This is a genomic window from Streptomyces sp. NPDC042102, assembly GCF_055582305.1.
In genome coordinates this window covers 521,306-536,933 of record NZ_JBVJDL010000002.1, presented here as the reverse complement: position 1 = coordinate 536,933, position 15,628 = coordinate 521,306, and the positions used below count along the sequence as shown (strand labels likewise).

The following is a 15,628-nucleotide window of genomic DNA, read 5'->3' as shown; positions in this document are numbered from 1 at the left end:
CCGAACCGGTGATCTGACGTCGTGTCAGTAGTCTTCACAACCACCGGGGCGTGCGTTATACCTATCCCCATCGGCGCTAGAACGCGTTCTAGAACCGGTCCGTAGACGACCTCGGTGCGGCCGACGGTGCGGACGGCCGCACCGAGGTCTTCCAAGAACAAGGAGCAGCATCCGAATGCCGATCGATGCCGCCAGGGCTCTCGCCGCCGATCCACGTACCAGTGAGATCGGCTGGGACCACAAGGACATCCAGCTCTACCACCTCGGCCTCGGCGCGGGCCGGCCGGCCACCGACCTGGACGAACTGCGCTACACCCTCGAATCCAGGCTCCACGTGCTCCCCAGCTTCGCGACCGTCGCCGGCGCCGGCATGGCCATGCTCGGCGGCCTCGCCGCGCCCGGCATCGAGGTGAACCTGGCGAACGTCCTGCACGGCGGCCACTCCATCGAGCTCCACCGGCCCATCCCCGTCAAGGGGTCGGCCACCTCCCGCTCCAGGGTCGCCGCCGTCTACGACAAGGGCAAGGCGGCCGTCATCGTGCTGCGCTCCGAGGTCGCCGACGCCGACGGCCCGCTGTGGACGAGCGACGCGCAGATCTTCGTACGCGGGGAGGGCGGCTTCGGCGGCGAGCGCGGCCCCTCGGTCAGGGAGGACCTCCCCGGGCGGGAGCCCGATCGCGTCGAGGAGCGGCTCATCCGCGAGGAGCAGGCCCTGCTCTACCGCCTGTCCGGGGACTGGAACCCGCTGCACGCCGACCCCGAGTTCGCCAAGCTGGCCGGCTTCGACCGGCCGATCCTGCACGGCCTGTGCTCGTACGGGATGACCCTCAAGGCCGTCGTCGACACCGTCCTCGGCGGGGACGTGTCCCGGGTCCGGGCCTACCGCACCCGCTTCGCCGGAACCGTCTTCCCGGGCGAGACGCTGCGCATGCGGATGTGGCAGGAGCCCGGCCGGGTCCAGGTGTCGGTGACCGCGGCCGAACGGGACGACGCGCCGGTCCTCGCCGACACCGTCGTCGAACACGCGTAGGCACGCAGCCCACAGCACCGCAGCCCACAGCACCGCAGCACCGCAGCACGCGCAAGACCGACCGACACCAAGGAGCCGCACCGTGCGCGCAGCACTGCAGAGCGAGATAGGCCAGGACAAGCTCGAAGTCGTCGACGACATGGAGACCGTGGGCTTCGGCCCCGGCAAGGTGAGGATCCGCATCAAGGCCACCGGCCTGTGCCACTCCGACCTCTCCGCGATGAGCGGTGTGCTGCCGCAGCCCGCGCCGTTCATCCCCGGCCACGAGGGCTCCGGGGAGATCATCGACGTCGGCGACGGGGTGACCAGCCACGCGATCGGCGACCGCGTGCTCGTGTGCTGGCTGCCGCCGTGCGGCCACTGTCCGGCCTGCCGGCGCGGTCAGGGCCACCTGTGCCTGGAGAGCTTCGCCAACGTCGCCACGCCCAACTTCCGGCGGGGCACCGGCGACATCTTCGGCTTCGCCGGCACCGGCACCTTCGCCGAGGAGATGGTGGTCCCGGCCGCCTGCGCGATACCGATCCCCGACGACGTGCCGTACGACATCGCCGCCCTCATCGGCTGCGGCGTGACCACCGGCCTGGGCGCGGCCATCAACACGGCCCAGGTGCGGGCCGGTTCGTCGGTCGCGGTGATCGGCTGCGGCGGCGTCGGCATCTCCGTCATCCAGGGCGCCAAGGTGCAGGGCGCGGCGCAGGTCGTCGCCGTGGACCCGGTCGCGTCGCGGCGCGAGGCGGCGCTGCGGTTCGGGGCGACGGAGGCGGTGGCGCCGGATGCCTTCGGGGACGCCAGGAACCGGATCACGGGCGGCGAGGGCTTCGACTACGTCTTCGAGGTCGTCGGAAAGTCGGCGACCGCGCAGACGGCGTACGAGATGACCCGGCGCGGCGGCACGGTGTGCGTGGTCGGGGCGGGCGCGCTCGACGACAACTTCCAGATCAACATGTTCTCGCTGTTCTTCGACGAGAAGCGGATCCTGCCCTCCATGTACGGCGGCGGGGACGTCCTGCGGTCCTACGAGCGGACCATCGCCCTGTGGCGGGCGGGCCGCGTCGACCTGGAGGGCCTGATCACCCACCGGGTCAACCTGGCCGAGGTCAACGACGCGCTCGACCAGATGCGTACGGGCGTGGCCCTGCGCACCTGCATCGAGCTCTGACCGTCCCCGGTAACCCCGACCGTCCCCGACCGTGACTTCGAGTGTCTGAGAGGAACGTGCCATGTCGCTCCCCCTTGAGGGACTGTCCGCCGTCGTGACCGGCGCCGGCCGCGGGCTCGGGCGGGCCGAGGCGATCGAACTCGCCCGGCTCGGCGCGAGCGTGGTCGTCAACGACTTCGGCCAGAGCGGCCGGGACGGCTCCGGCGAGGCCTCGGCGGCCCCGGCCGAGGAGGTCGCCGCCGAGATCCGGGCGGCCGGCGGGCAGGCGGTGGCGCACCTCGGTGACGTGGCCGACTTCGGGCAGGCGCGCGAGCTGATCGAGCTGGCGACCGGCACCTTCGGCAAGCTCGACATCCTGGTCAACAACGCGGGCATCCTGCGGGACCGGATGGTCTTCTCGATGTCGGAGGAGGAGTGGGACTCGGTGATCCGGGTCCACCTCAAGGGCCACTTCAACACCACGCACTTCGCCTCCGCGCACTGGCGGGAGCGGTCGAAGGCGGCGGGCGGTCCGGTGTACGGCCGGATCATCAACACCTCCTCCGAGGCCTTCCTCGGCGGGTCGGCCGGCCAGCCGAACTACGCGGCGGCCAAGGGCGGCATCGTCGGGCTCACCACGTCGACGGCGCTCGCCCTGGCCAAGTACGGCGTCACGGCGAACGCCATCTGCCCGCGGGCCCGCACGCGCATGACGGAGGACGTCTTCGCGGGCTTCCAGGTCCCGGAGGAGGGCAAGCTGGACGCCCTGGCCCCCGAACACGTCTCCCCGCTGGTCGGCTACCTCGCCTCACCGGCGTCGGCGCGGGCCAACGGGCAGCTGTTCGTGGTGCACGGCGGGATCGTGGTCGTCATGGAACGCCCCAGGGTGGCGGCCAAGTTCGACACCACGAAGGAGGCGTTCTCCTTCGAGGAACTGGACGAGGTCCTCACTCCCCACTACGCCGCCCGCCCGGCGGACGAGACCTTCGCGGCGGCGGAGGTCCTGGCCCTCAAACACGGCTAGCGTCCGTCCCGCCCGCCGCCGGGTCCCTCCGCCGCCGGGTCCCTCCGGCGGGCCTCAGCGCAGGGCCATGCGGCCCTTCAGCGGCGCCTGCTGGAGCGGGACCGGGCGCGGGGCGGCGGGAGCCGGGGGCGGGGTGAGGTGCACCGCCGGGGGCGGGCCGTCGGGCAGCGCCAGGGAGGTCACGCCGCACGGGACGTCCGGGGTGGCGTACGGCAGTCTGAGGCGGCCCTCGCGCGTCCACAGCCCCGCCCCGCCGAGCCAGCCGGCCGGGGCGCCCAGCCGGAAGACGTGCCGGTCGGCCGGGCGCCACAGGGCGATCGCGTCACCGGAGCCGCCGAACCCGGCGCCACCGTCCCCGCCCTCGCCGCAATCCCGGCCGCCCGGCCCGGCCAGCCGCAGCGCGACGCCGCAGGCCTCCGGCATCAGCATCTGGCCCGGCTGGACCGCGAACGGGACCGCCGACCGGCCCACCCCGCGCAGGCACTCCGGGAACCGGACCGGGCGGGCGCTGCCCAGGACGCCCCAGCCGAGCCGCTCCTCGCCCGGCGCGTCCGAGCGGATCAGCAGCAGCCCGCTGTCCGCGTCGGCCAGCAGCAGCCGGTCGTCGCTCGACTCCGCGATCTGCAGCAGTGGCGAGACCTCGCCGTCCCGGCCCAGGTCGACCGCGACGGCCTTGGTCCGGCCGTCGAGTTCGCGGTCCAGGGCCAGCAGCCGGCCCGGCCCGTCCAGCCACACCCCGCCCGAACAGCGGCCGGGCACGTGCGCGACCCGCTCCGGCCCGGAGGCGGCCCCGGCCACCCGCCACACCGTCGTCGACTCCCCGCCCACCGCCAGCGCGTACGCGCTGCGGCCGTCCGGAGCGGGCGGCAGCAGGGTCACCCGGGTGCCGTCCGGCGGCTCGACCGCGCCCAGCGGGAGCTCACCGGTGCGCGGCCCCGTCGGGTAGAGCAGGGCGAACGCGTGCCGGTCGGCCACCCGGCGGTGGATCAGCACCCGCCCGTCCGCCAGCGGCAGCACCTCGCTGTCCGCCTCCTCCGGCTGCCCCAGCGGCAGCGGCACCGCGTACGGCTCGGGGCCGCCCAGGGTCCAGCGCTCGGGGTAGCGGGCCTCACCCTCCCCGGCCAGCCGGGCGGCGTACGAACCGTCCGCCGCGATCGTGAACGCGCTCACCGACGTCGTCATCGACCCCGGCACCGAAACCGACCCAGCCACAGCACAGGCAGTCATCCGTGCGTCACCTCCGGTGAGGAAGCTAGTTTTCGCATTTCCTGCCGAACAACCGGAGCCAATCCGCTTCACACGTACGGGTGACCGCCCGGCGATTCCCCGGTGGCGACCGGCGCGGTTGTGCTGGCACCGCTGGTCGGCGGGGCGGCCGCGACGGACGGTAGCCTTGGGCCGTGCCCCGTCTCTCTGAAGTCATCGCCGCGCTCGACGCTCTGTGGCCCCCTCAGCGGGCCGAGCAGTGGGACGCGGTCGGAACCGTGTGCGGCGACCCCGATGCCGAGGTGTCCCGGGTCCTCTTCGCCGTCGACCCCGTCCAGGAGATCGCCGACGAGGCGGTGAAGCGGGGCGCCGACCTGATCGTCACCCACCACCCCCTCTACCTGCGCGGCACCACCACGGTCGAGGCCGGCACCTTCAAGGGCCGGGTCGTGCACACGCTGATCAAGCACGACATCGCGCTGCACGTCGCCCACACCAACGCCGACACCGCCGACCCGGGCGTCTCCGACGCCCTCGCCGGCGCCCTCGACCTGCGCGTCACCGGCCCCCTCGTGCCCGACCCGGCCGACCCGGCGGGCCGCCGGGGCCTCGGCCGGATCTGCGAGCTCGACCACCCCGAGACGCTCGCCGCGTTCGCCGCCCGCGCCGCGGCCCGGCTGCCCCGTACCGCGCAGGGCGTCCGCGTCGCAGGCGACCCGGACCGGCTGATCCGTACCGTCGCCGTCAGCGGCGGCTCCGGCGACAGCCTCTTCGAGCAGGTACGGGCCGCCGGAGTGGACGCGTTCCTCACCGCCGACCTGCGCCACCACCCCGTCTCCGAGGCCCGCGAGCAGAGCCCGCTCGCCCTCGTCGACGCCGCCCACTGGGCCACCGAGTGGCCCTGGTGCGAGCAGGCCGCGGCCCAGCTCGACGCCGTCTCCGAGCGCCACGGCTGGGGTCTGCGGACCCACGTCTCGCGCACGGTCACCGACCCCTGGACGGCCCACGCGCCGTCCGAGCCCTCCCCTTCTATCTCTGGAGCCCCCAACTGAACGCCGAGCCCGCCGACCAGATCCGACTTCTCGACGTCCAGGCCCTGGACACGCGGCTGTCGCAGCTCGCCCACAAGCGCAGGTCGCTGCCCGAGCACGCCGAGCTCGACTCCCTGACCAAGGACCTCGTCCAGCAGCGCGACCTGCTCGTCGCCGCGCAGACCGAGGAGAGCGACACCGCCCGCGAGCAGACCAAGGCGGAGCAGGACGTCGACCAGGTCCGCCAGCGCGCGGTCCGTGACCAGCAGCGGCTGGACTCGGGCGCGGTCGGCTCGCCGCGCGACCTGGAGAACCTCCAGCGCGAGATCGCCTCGCTCGCCAAGCGCCAGGGCGACCTGGAGGACGTGGTCCTGGAGGTCATGGAGCGCCGCGAGTCCGCCGCCGAGCGGGTCGCCGAGCTGACCGAGCGGGTCGCCTCCCTCCAGACCAAGACGGACGACGCCACCGCCCGCCGGGACGCGGCCACCGCCGAACTCGACGCCGAGGTCGAGGGCATCACCAAGGACCGGGCGCTCGTCGTCTCGTCCATCCCGGCCGACCTGGTCGCGCTGTACGAGAAGATCCGCGTCAAGCAGGGCGGCGTCGGCGCGGCCAAGCTGTACCAGCGCCGCTGCCTGGGCTGCCAGATCGAGCTGGACATCGCCGAGGTCAACGAGGTCAAGGCCGCCGCGGCGAACAAGGTGGTGCGCCACGAGAACTGCGGCCGCATCCTGGTCCGTACGGCGGACTCGGGCATCTGATGCGGCTGGTGGTCGAGGCGGACGGCGGGTCCCGGGGCAACCCGGGCCCCGCGGGCTACGGGGCGGTCGTCCTGGACCCCGCGACGGGCGAGACGCTCGCCGAGCGCGCCGAGTACATCGGCGTCGCGACGAACAACGTTGCCGAGTACAAGGGCCTGATCGCGGGCCTGAAGGCGGCGCGCGAGCTGTCGCCGGACGCGCAGGTCACCGTCCGCATGGACTCCAAGCTCGTCGTCGAGCAGATGTCGGGCCGCTGGAAGATCAAGCACCCGGACATGAAGCCGCTGGCCGCCGAGGCGGCCCGGATCCTCCCGGGCGCGCAGGTGACGTACGAGTGGATCCCGCGCGAGCGCAACAAGCACGCCGACCGGCTCGCCAACGAGGCGATGGACGCGGGCAAGCGCGGCGGGCAGTGGGAGCCGGCCGCGTCCTCGGCCGCCCTGGACACCTCGGCGGCCCGCGCGCTGTCCCGCCCCCCGGCCCCGGCGGGCCCCCCGGGCGATGCGGCGGCGGGCGCGGCGGCGGCCCGCGCCGCCCTGACCGCGGCCCGCACCACGGCGCCGGCCGGGGCGGCCGACGCGGCCCGGGCGGCACAGGCGGCCGAGGCGGCCGAGGCGCTGTTCGGTCCCGGCACGGTCATGGCGGCCGGTGCCACCGCTCCGACCGCCGCGGGAGGCCACGCCGTCGACCGGGACCGCGAGGCGGCCCGTGCGGCCGGGGCGCAGGTGGCGGACGTCGCAGGGCGGGCGGCCGCGCCCGCGGCCGGTCCCGGGTGGGCCGGGCCCGACCTCGGGACCCCGGCGACCTTCGTGCTGCTGCGCCACGGCGAGACCGCGCTCACCCCGCAGAAGCGGTTCTCCGGCAGCGGCGGCACCGACCCCGAGCTGTCCGCCGCCGGCCGCCGCCAGGCGGACGCCGTCGCCGCGGCCCTGGCCGCGCGCGGCACGATCCAGGCGATCGTCACCTCCCCGCTGCGCCGCTGCCGCGAGACCGCGCAGACCGTCGCCGACCGCCTCGGCCTGCCGGTCACCGTCGAAGAGGGGCTGCGCGAGACCGACTTCGGCGCCTGGGAGGGCCTGACCTTCGCCGAGGTCAAGGAGCGCCATCCGGAGGACCTCGACGCGTGGCTGGCCTCCGCCAAGGCCGCCCCGACCGGCGGGGGCGAGAGCTTCGCCACCGTCACCCGCCGCGTCGCGGCGACCCGCGACCGGCTGCTCGCCGCCCACGCGGGCCGCACCGTCCTGCTGGTCACGCACGTGACGCCGGTCAAGACGCTGGTCCGCCTCGCGCTGGGCGCCCCGCCGGAGTCCCTGTTCCGCATGGAGCTCTCGGCGGCCTCCCTGTCGGCGGTGGCGTACTACGCCGACGGCAACGCCTCGCTGCGGCTGCTGAACGACACCTCGCACCTGCGCTGAGCGCCCGCGCCCCGCACGCCGGAGGGCCCGCACACGATGTGTGCGGGCCCTCCGGCGTGCAGACCGTGAAGAAGCAGAACAAGCGGAGCTGTACGCCGGGTTCTGTCACCCGGTGACCTCGCGGTCGCCGGGGAGACGGCCATCCATCTAGGACCGGTGTTGCCACCGGCCTCGTGCGGTCTACCCGCGAACTCGGGCGGGCAGCCCTCGATCGTCCGCGCAGGACCCTCCGGGGAGGATCCCTCTTGACCTTGCTCCGGGTGGGGTTTACCTAGCCGCCTGGGTCACCCCAGGCGCTGGTGGTCTCTTACACCACCGTTTCACCCTTACCGAGGGCCGAAGCCCCCGGCGGTCTGTTTTCTGTGGCACTGTCCCGCGGGTCACCCCGGGTGGGCGTTACCCACCACCCTGCCCTGTGGAGCCCGGACGTTCCTCGGCGGGGCGCGATGCCCCGACGCGGCCGTCCACTCCGCTTGTTCTGCGGTGGACCATGATACCGGCCCGCGCGCGGCCGGCTTGACCTTGACGCAGCGGCAACGTTTCTACTGGGGGCATGCGGATCGGAGAGATCGCCGCGCTCGTCGGGGTCACCACCCGGGCGATCCGGCACTACCACCATGTCGGGCTGCTCCCGGAGCCGGAGCGGCGGGCCAACGGGTACCGCGCCTACAGCGTGCGCGACGCCGTGCTGCTGGCGCGCGTGCGCCGGCTCACCGAGCTGGGCCTGAGCCTGGACGAGGTGCGCGACGTCCTCGCGGACGACGCCGGGCGCGAGCTGGGCGACGTACTCGAAGAGCTCGACGCGGACCTGGCCCGCCAGGAGGCGGAGCTCCGCGAGCGGCGGCTGCGGCTGGCGGCGCTGCTGGCCGCGCCGCCAGGCGAGGTCGATCCGGTCTCGCCCGCGCTCGCGGCCCTGCTGGCGAAGGCGCCGCCGACGGACTCGCCGTCCGCCGCCAAGGACCGCGAGCACCTGATGCTCCTCGACACGAGGGGCAGCGGGGGCGAGGAGCTCTACGACCTGCTCGGAGCGCTGGCCTCCGATCCGGCCGTGCTCGGGCTGTACGCGCGCCTGGACGCGCTGGCCGACGCCGACGTCGACGACCCGCGGATCGCGGTGCTCGCCGAGGAGCTGGTCGCGGCGGTCCCGGACGAGGTCTTCGCGGTGGTCCGCGCGGACGGGCCGGTGGTGCCGGGCTTCGGGGAGGCCCTGCTGGCGGACTACGCGCCGGCGCAGGCGGAGGTCGTACGGCGGGTGATGGAGGCGTTCATGGCGAAGGGCCGCAAGGGCCGCGAGGGGCGGGGGACGACGTGACGGGTGTGCTGGGGCCGCGGGTGGCGCGGTGGGCGGTGGCGGCCGTGATCCCCGCCGAGCTGCTGCTGGTGGTCGTGGTGGTGGCGGGCGTACGGGTACCGCCCGGCGTGCTGGCGGCCACGGAGCTGCTGGTGCTGGGCGTGCTCGTCCTGGAGATCTGGGTGCTGCGCGGGCTGTACGCCGCCGAACGCGCCGCCGGCCTGCGCCCCGGGCCGGCCGTGCGCTCGGCGCTGCGGACGGTCGTCCCGGTCCAGGTCCGCCGGCTGCTGCTGCACGAACTGCGGGCCATGGTCTCGCTGGGCCTGTGGATCGCCCGGCGCCGGCACGGCGTGCGCGAGGGCGACCACGCCGCCCGCTACACGGAGCCGCAGACGGCCATGATGTACGGGATGGCCTTCGTGTCGGTGGTCGAGACCGTCGTCCTGTCCCTCGTCATCCCGTGGCCGGCCGTGCACCGGGTGGTCCTGGTCCTGGACGTCTACGGCATCCTGATCATCCTGGCCATGCACGCGGCCTGCGTGACCCGGCCCCACGTGGTCGCCCCGGACGGCACCCTGCGGCTGCGCTACGGCGCCCTGGTCGACGTGACCGTCCCGGCGGACGCCATCGCCTCGGCCCGCGTCGACCGCCGCTACCCGCAGGGCCGCCTGGTGACGCCGTCCGAGGACGGCAGCCTGGACCTGATCGTGGGCGGCCAGACGACGGTGACCCTGGAACTCACCCGGCCGGTGCCCGTCGTCCGCCCGCTGGGCGCGGTGGCCGAGGCCACGGTGCTCCGCTTCCATGCGGACGACCCGCGGGCGCTCGTCGCGGCGCTGGGTCAGCCCACGCGCCGGTAGTCCGCCCCGGAGCCCCGCTCCGCTCCCGGTTCCGCTCCCCGGCCCGGGCCGGACCCGTCGGGCGCGCGGCGCGGGCCGGGGACGCGGCGTACGGACGGGCGGCGCGGCACGCCGGGCCGCGCGGCGCGCCGGCGCCGGTTCCAGGCGGTGAGCCTGCGCACCAGCGACAGGCCCAGCGGTATCAGGAGCAGCCCGCCGAGGACCACGATCAGCACGGCGAAGGCGATGAAGGGCCGCGGCGCGGGGGCGACCTTGACCTTGTCCTCGGTGTAGAAGTCGTACCAGACGAAGGCGCACTGCAGGATCGTCAGCGAGGTCAGGGCGACGATCGTCTTGTTGCGGAACTCGTCGCGCCGGTTGGCCACCCGCTCGCGCCGCAGGTTGAAGATCTCCCGCAGGGCGGCCATCCGGTCGGTGAGCGTGCGCCCCTCCTCGGAGATGCCCCAGGCCCGGTCCACCGCGTTCTTCACCGTCAGCTGCGCGTTGGAGACGTAGCGGATGCTCTCGCTGAAGATCACGCTGCGGAAGGTGGCCTTGTCCGTGAGGTCGAGGATCTCGTCGTAACTGCGGTCGATCTCGGCCTGGTTGTGCGGTCCGTCCACCTCGATGCGCATCAGCTGCGTCGAGGTGAGGCGGGTGGCGTCGTCGATGATCAGCCAGTTCTGGGAGGCCAGGATCAGCCCGCCGACGTACTCCTGGAGGGTCTCCTCGTTCGCGCCGGTGATACTGCTGAAGAGGTAGCCCACGGTGCAGGTGGTCTCCCCGAGGGTGCAGGTCTCGCCCACGCGGACGCTGACCGGCACGTTGTCGCCCGGCTCCAGCAGCACCCGGTGCCACCACAGCATCCGGCCCGCCGGCAGCATTCCGTCCTCGTCCTCCCGCTCCCGGACGGACGCCAGCGGCCCCAGCGTCTCCTGCATGCGGGCGCACCACTGGCGGATGTGCCGGCCCAGGGCCTTGCGGTAGGGCGCCTCCAGGTCGCGCAGCTCCCGGCCGTGGCCCGGCTTGTCGATGTGCAGGTCGATGCCGTCGGGGCAGGAGGGCAGTTCGAGGACGGCGAAGCCGATCGAGAGGCTGCTGATGTAGATCCGCGCGGTGAAGTCCACGCCGAGGTCCGCGTCCTGGATCCGGACCGTGCCGTCCAGCAGCCCGTTCTCGATCCGGGCCGCGTGGTTGGGCTCCGGGTAGTCCAGGACGATGTGCTCGTCGGCCGACTCGTCCTCGCCCTCGTGCACCGCGGGGTGCGGCCGCAGTCCCGGGAAGCAGGAGCGCAGCGGCTCCATGACCGCCGCCCGGTCCTCGATCAGGCTGGACAGCGAGAAGTCGACGGGGAGCGAGAACGTGACCACAGCGACGATGCGCACCTGGCCTCCAGGGGTGTCGGGACGGGGTGGTGACACCCGTCCCCGCGCGCGACCCGGATGCTACGCGGTACCCCCGTACCCCCCAGGCTGGACAGACATCGGTCCGGGCCGGTAGGACAGTAACAGCAAAGGTGACACCAACTCACCTGTGTATGGAGGAGGTTCGCCTGTCAGCGCCCAGCACTTCCACCGCAGCCGGAGGTACCGCGCGCGGTGTCGCGGCCGTCGGAGCCTCGGCGGTCGGCTTCGGCCTGCTGCCCGTCCTCGCCGTGTGGGGGGCCGCCACCGGCCTGGGCGTGATGACCCTGCTGATCCTCCGCTTCGCCCTCACCGCGGCGCTGCTGCCGCTGCTCATTCCGGGCCGCGAGCGGGGCCGGGGCCGGGAGCGGCTGCCGCTGCGGGACGTGGCCGGCCTCTTCCTGCTCGGCGTCCTCTTCGCCCTGCAGTCGGTGCTGTACCTGCTCGCCGTGGAGCGGATCACGCCCGGCCTGGCGGTGCTGCTCCACTACGTCTATCCGGTCTTCGTGCTCGTCCTCGCCGTCGCCCTGCGGCACGACACGCCCAAGGCCCGCCTGGTGCTCCCGCTGGCCGTCTCCCTGGCCGGCCTCGCGCTCACGGTGGGCCGGCCGGGCAGCGCCGACACGGTGGGCGTGCTGTGCGCCCTGGGCTGCGCCCTCGTCTACGCCCTGTACGTGGTGCTCGGCACCCGGCTCTCCGAACGGGTGGGGACGCAGCGCCTCACGCTGTACGTGGTCGTGTGGTCGGCGGTGGCGCTGGCGGCCGTCGCCGTGCCCGCCGGGCATTTCGACCTCGGTTTCGAGCCGGCGGGCTGGGCGGCCGTCGCCGCCATCGCGGTCGTCTCGACGGCCATGCCGATCGCGCTGTTCTTCGTCGGGGCCAGGCGGCTCGGCGCCACCGGGGCCTCCATCCTCAGCATGCTGGAACCGGTCGTCGGGGTGCTGGCGGCGTGGGCCTTCCTCGGCGAACGGGTGACGGCCCTGCAACTGGCCGGCGGCGCCGTACTCCTGGCGGGGGCGGTGCTCAGCGTGTACGCGCCGTCCGCCGGCCGTACGGCCGACGCCGCGCCGCAGCGGGAGCCGGCCGCCCGAACGACCGGGGCGTGACCCCGCGGGTGTGACCTGCGGGCGTGACCCCGAGGGTGTGACCCCTAGTCCGTCGTGAACAGGACCTTGGCCCGTCCCGGGTCCGCCTGGCGCAGCCGGGCGCGGACGCGGCCGCCGAGGGGGAGGGGGGCCGCGGCGGACTCCACGCGGCCGACCACGGCCGGGTCCTCGAGGTGGACCGTGCCGGTGCGCGGTTCGTGCTCGTCGACGTCGATCACCGTGGCGTCGAAGGTCTCGCCCACGTGGTCCTTCAGCAGCGCCGCCTCGACCAGGTCGACGCAGGCGCGTTCGGCCGCGTTGGCCAGGCGGGTCCCGCCGGCCATCTCCTCCGGCAGGCCGGGCAGCGCGGCCAGGACCCACTCCGGGACGGCCTTGCCCGCCGTGGCCGCCACGCACAGCTCGGACGCGTACCGGTCCACCAGGCGGCGCAGGGGCGCGGTGCAGTGCGCGTACGGGGCGGCGACGGCCGCGTGCACGGCGGGTGTCGGGGTCTCGCCGCCGGTGAAGACGGTGTAGCCGGCCCCGCGCAGCAGCGCCGTGCACTCCTGCAGGAAGGCCGCGTCCGCGGGCTGCCGGGGGTCGAGGGAGCGGACCAGCTCGGCGTACGGCACGTGGTGCGGCCAGTCGATCCGCAGGGCCGTGGCCGTGCGGCGCAGCCGGCCGACCGCGCCGTCCGGGGCCAGCGGCAGCGTCCGGAGCACGCCGGTACCGGCGGCGAGCATGAGGTCGGCGGCGGCCATGCCGGTCATGAGGGAGATCTGGGCGTTCCAGCCGTCGGCGGGCAGCGGCGCCCGGTAGCCGAGGAAGAAGCGGCCCTCGCGCTCGGTGATCTCCTGCTCGGGGACGTTCAGGGAGACCCCGCCGCGCTCGGCCTCCAGCTCCTCGCGCAGCCGGCCGACGTCCCGGAGCAGGGCGAGGGGTTCCTCGGCGGTCCCGGTGTCGATGGCCTTCTGTACGGCGTCGTAGTCGAGCTTGGCCCGGCTGCGGACCAGCGCCCGGCGCACGTCCGCCTTCTCCACCCGGCCCTCGGAGTCGAGGTCGATCCGCCACAGCAGCGCCGGGCGGGTCTGGTCGGGCAGCAGGCTCGCGGCGCCCTCGGACAGCACGGGCGGGTGCAGCGGCACCTTGCCGTCGGGGAAGTAGAGGGTGGTGACGCGGCGGTGCGCCTCGGCGTCGAGCGCGCTGCCGGGGGTGACGAAGGCGGCCACGTCCGCGATGGCGTAGTGCACGCGGAAGCCGGAGCCGGAGAGCCGGCGCGCCAGGTGCATGGCCTGGTCGAGGTCGACGGAGGCCGGCGGGTCGATGGTGAAGAAGGGGATCTCGGTGGCGTCCTCGGCGGGCAGCCGCGGGGCCCTGGCGGCGCTCTCCGCCTCGGCCAGGGCCGCCACCGGGAACGCGGCGGGCACCCCCAGCTCCGTCCGCAGGTCACGCAGCGCGGCCCGCAGGGCAGTTCCCTCTGCGCCGGTGATGTGCATGTGGCGGCGTGGCATGGGTCGAGCCTAGGGCGGCGGGGGACGGGCGGCACGGCGAGACGGGCCGGGTGCGGGGCCGCGGCGGTTTACCCTGGCGCGGGGCCGCACTCCCCGCGCCGCGTCCGTACCGAAGGAGAACCACCGTGCTCGTGCTGTTGCCGCCGTCCGAAGGAAAGGCCACCGGCGGCTCCGGCGCGCCGCTGAAGGCGGCGGAGCTGTCCCTGCCGGGGCTGGCCGCGGCGCGCGCCGCCGTACTGGAGGAACTGGTCGAGCTGTGTGCGGCCGACGAGGACAAGGCCCGCGAGGTGCTGGGGCTGAGCGAGGGTCTGCGGGGCGAGGTCGCCAAGAACGCCGGGCTGCGCGGTGCGGTGGCGCGGCCGGCCGGTGAGATCTACACCGGGGTGCTATACGACGCGCTGGGCCTGGCCGGTCTGGACGCGGACGCGCGGGCGCGGGCGGACCGCTCGCTGCTGGTGTTCTCCGGGCTGTGGGGCGCGGTGCGCATCACCGACCGGATCCCGTCGTACCGCTGCTCCATGGGCGTGAAGCTGCCCGGGCTCGGCGCGCTGGGCGCGTACTGGCGCACGCCGATGGCCGAGGTGATGCCGCAGGCGGCCGGGGACGGGCTGGTGCTGGACCTGCGGTCGTCGGCGTACGCGGCGGCCTGGAAGCCGAAGGGCGAGGTCGCCGGGCGCACGGCGACCGTGCGGGTGCTGCACGCGCAGGTGGTCGACGGCGTGGAGAAGCGGTCGGTCGTCAGCCACTTCAACAAGGCGACCAAGGGTCGGCTGGTACGGGACCTGCTGACCGCGGGCGCCGCCCCCGCGACCCCGGCCGAGCTGGTCACGGCCCTGCGGGACCTGGGGTACGTGGTGGAGGCGGAGCCCCCCGCGAAGCCGGCGAAGGCGTGGTCGCTGGACGTGGTGGTCAACCAGATCCACTGACCCGAGCCCCCGCACTCGAGCCCGCCGGCGATCGAGGCGTGGGGGTCCCCCCGGACGGAGTCCGGGGGAGGCCCGGGGCCGGGGGTCAGCGGCCCAGGGGCCAGGCGACCGCGTGCGGGTCGTGGTCCGACGCACCCGCGTGCTGGGCGCAGGCGTCCGTCAGGGTCTCCAGCAGCGTCAGGGGGTCCGGCAGCGGGTGCTCCATGCCCCGCAGCCACGTCACGGACAGCTCACCGGGCAGGGCGGCCGGCGGTACGAGCACGTAGCTGCCGCGGCAGTGCCAGCGCAGGCCCGGGTGCTCGTCCATGGTCTCGGGGTGGCAGTCCAGTTCGCAGGGCCACCACTCGTCCTCGTCCTCGGGGGTGCCGCGGGTGGCGGTGAAGAACAGCATCCGGGCCTGGTCGCCCGTACCGCCGGACTCGGCGACGGGGCCGACGGCGATGCCGGCGGCGAGCAGCCGGTCGAGGGCGGAGCGGCCCGCCTCCAGCGGGACGTCCAGCACGTCGTGGACCATGCCGGTCGCGGTGATGAAGTTGGCCTGGGGCTGGGCGCGCGCCCAGCGTTCGATCTGCGCGCGGTCGGTCGTCGACTGGGTCTGCCAGGCGAAGGACAGCGGATGTCGCGCGGGGGTGGGACAGCCGATGCGTTCGCATGAACACCGGTATCCCGCGGGATGGGCGGCGGGGGCGAGCGGCAGGCCCGCGGCGGCCACGGACAGCAGGAGCGCCTCACGCTCCCGGCCCGGGTCCTCGGCGATGGGTTTCTGCCGCCGACGCAGCCACTGGGAAATCCTGCTCTGCTCGCCGCGTTTGAAGCGGCCGGACTCAGACCCCATCTATCCCCTCGCCAACCGTTGTCCCCGGCAGATCCCCCCATCGTCCCACCATCCGGAGGCCCGTATGACCGCACTTCCGCACCCCGGTCATCACAGAACCATCACATAACGGCACATTTAAGCCATACGTTCC

At 74.4% G+C, this 15,628-nt stretch carries 14 protein-coding genes and 1 other RNA gene; 10 read left to right on the top strand and 5 right to left on the bottom strand.

Annotation, left to right across the window (positions count from 1 at the left end; translation table 11 throughout):
• Positions 1-175 precede the first annotated feature (175 nt).
• From ACZ6KO_RS10450 to ACZ6KO_RS10440, 3 genes are all read left to right on the top strand, one after another.
• Positions 176-1,030 (top strand): MaoC/PaaZ C-terminal domain-containing protein, encoded by an 855-nt coding sequence (locus ACZ6KO_RS10450; protein ID WP_469302667.1) that lies wholly within the window; start codon positions 176-178, stop codon positions 1,028-1,030.
• 82 nt (positions 1,031-1,112) lie between these two features.
• Positions 1,113-2,189, top strand: a complete 1,077-nt coding sequence (locus ACZ6KO_RS10445) for a Zn-dependent alcohol dehydrogenase (RefSeq protein ID WP_469302665.1) — start codon at positions 1,113-1,115, stop codon at positions 2,187-2,189.
• 61 nt (positions 2,190-2,250) lie between these two features.
• Positions 2,251-3,192, top strand: coding sequence for a 3-oxoacyl-ACP reductase (locus tag ACZ6KO_RS10440; RefSeq protein WP_401448175.1), 942 nt, complete (start codon positions 2,251-2,253; stop codon positions 3,190-3,192).
• Positions 3,193-3,246: 54 nt separating this feature from the next.
• Here the strand turns inward: ACZ6KO_RS10440 and ACZ6KO_RS10435 are convergent, their stop codons facing one another.
• Positions 3,247-4,419, bottom strand: coding sequence for a hypothetical protein (locus ACZ6KO_RS10435; RefSeq protein ID WP_469302663.1), 1,173 nt, complete (start codon positions 4,417-4,419; stop codon positions 3,247-3,249).
• A gap of 173 nt (positions 4,420-4,592) precedes the next feature.
• Between ACZ6KO_RS10435 and ACZ6KO_RS10430 the strand changes: the two genes are divergently transcribed.
• The 3 genes from ACZ6KO_RS10430 to ACZ6KO_RS10420 are packed head-to-tail and all read left to right on the top strand — an operon-like array spanning position 4,593 to position 7,605.
• On the top strand, positions 4,593-5,450 hold the full coding sequence (locus ACZ6KO_RS10430; RefSeq protein WP_469302661.1) for a Nif3-like dinuclear metal center hexameric protein: 858 nt from the start codon (positions 4,593-4,595) through the stop codon (positions 5,448-5,450).
• The gene (locus tag ACZ6KO_RS10425) at positions 5,447-6,190 is read left to right on the top strand and encodes a zinc ribbon domain-containing protein (protein ID WP_469303843.1); all 744 of its coding nucleotides are present in this window, start codon (positions 5,447-5,449) and stop codon (positions 6,188-6,190) included. The genes ACZ6KO_RS10430 and ACZ6KO_RS10425 overlap by 4 nt, the downstream gene beginning before the upstream one ends.
• Positions 6,190-7,605 carry a bifunctional RNase H/acid phosphatase gene (locus ACZ6KO_RS10420; protein ID WP_469302659.1) on the top strand — a complete coding sequence of 472 codons (1,416 nt, stop codon included), beginning with the start codon at positions 6,190-6,192 and terminating at the stop codon, positions 7,603-7,605. The genes ACZ6KO_RS10425 and ACZ6KO_RS10420 overlap by 1 nt, the downstream gene beginning before the upstream one ends.
• Before the next feature lie 75 nt (positions 7,606-7,680).
• Here the strand turns inward: ACZ6KO_RS10420 and rnpB are convergent.
• Positions 7,681-8,081: RNase P RNA component class A (gene rnpB, locus ACZ6KO_RS10415), an RNA gene on the bottom strand.
• 77 nt (positions 8,082-8,158) lie between these two features.
• Here rnpB and ACZ6KO_RS10410 point away from each other — a divergent pair.
• Together ACZ6KO_RS10410 and ACZ6KO_RS10405 are read left to right on the top strand one after the other, a co-directional pair.
• Positions 8,159-8,917, top strand: coding sequence for a MerR family transcriptional regulator (locus tag ACZ6KO_RS10410; RefSeq protein ID WP_469302657.1), 759 nt, complete (start codon positions 8,159-8,161; stop codon positions 8,915-8,917).
• Complete coding sequence (locus ACZ6KO_RS10405; RefSeq protein WP_469302655.1) at positions 8,914-9,756, top strand: hypothetical protein; 843 nt, start codon at positions 8,914-8,916, stop codon at positions 9,754-9,756. The genes ACZ6KO_RS10410 and ACZ6KO_RS10405 overlap by 4 nt, the downstream gene beginning before the upstream one ends.
• On the opposite strand, the gene ACZ6KO_RS10400 is transcribed toward ACZ6KO_RS10405, so the two are convergent.
• Entirely contained in the window at positions 9,738-11,120 is a 1,383-nt protein-coding gene (locus tag ACZ6KO_RS10400) for a hypothetical protein (protein ID WP_469302653.1), read from the bottom strand. The genes ACZ6KO_RS10405 and ACZ6KO_RS10400 overlap by 19 nt on opposite strands.
• Positions 11,121-11,272: 152 nt before the next feature.
• Between ACZ6KO_RS10400 and ACZ6KO_RS10395 the strand changes: the two genes are divergently transcribed.
• Positions 11,273-12,244, top strand: coding sequence for an EamA family transporter (locus ACZ6KO_RS10395; RefSeq protein ID WP_469302651.1), 972 nt, complete (start codon positions 11,273-11,275; stop codon positions 12,242-12,244).
• A 44-nt stretch (positions 12,245-12,288) separates the two neighbouring features.
• Here ACZ6KO_RS10395 and ACZ6KO_RS10390 read toward each other — a convergent pair whose 3' ends face one another.
• Positions 12,289-13,734: an RNB domain-containing ribonuclease gene (locus ACZ6KO_RS10390; RefSeq protein WP_469302649.1), complete on the bottom strand. Its 1,446-nt coding sequence runs from the start codon at positions 13,732-13,734 to the stop codon at positions 12,289-12,291.
• 125 nt (positions 13,735-13,859) lie between these two features.
• On the opposite strand from ACZ6KO_RS10390, the gene yaaA reads away from it, so the two are divergent.
• Entirely contained in the window at positions 13,860-14,660 is an 801-nt protein-coding gene (yaaA, locus tag ACZ6KO_RS10385; protein WP_469302646.1) for a peroxide stress protein YaaA, read from the top strand.
• An 85-nt stretch (positions 14,661-14,745) separates the two neighbouring features.
• Here the strand turns inward: yaaA and ACZ6KO_RS10380 are convergent, their stop codons facing one another.
• Positions 14,746-15,495, bottom strand: coding sequence for a bifunctional DNA primase/polymerase (locus tag ACZ6KO_RS10380; RefSeq protein WP_469302644.1), 750 nt, complete (start codon positions 15,493-15,495; stop codon positions 14,746-14,748).
• Positions 15,496-15,628: the final 133 nt, after the last annotated feature.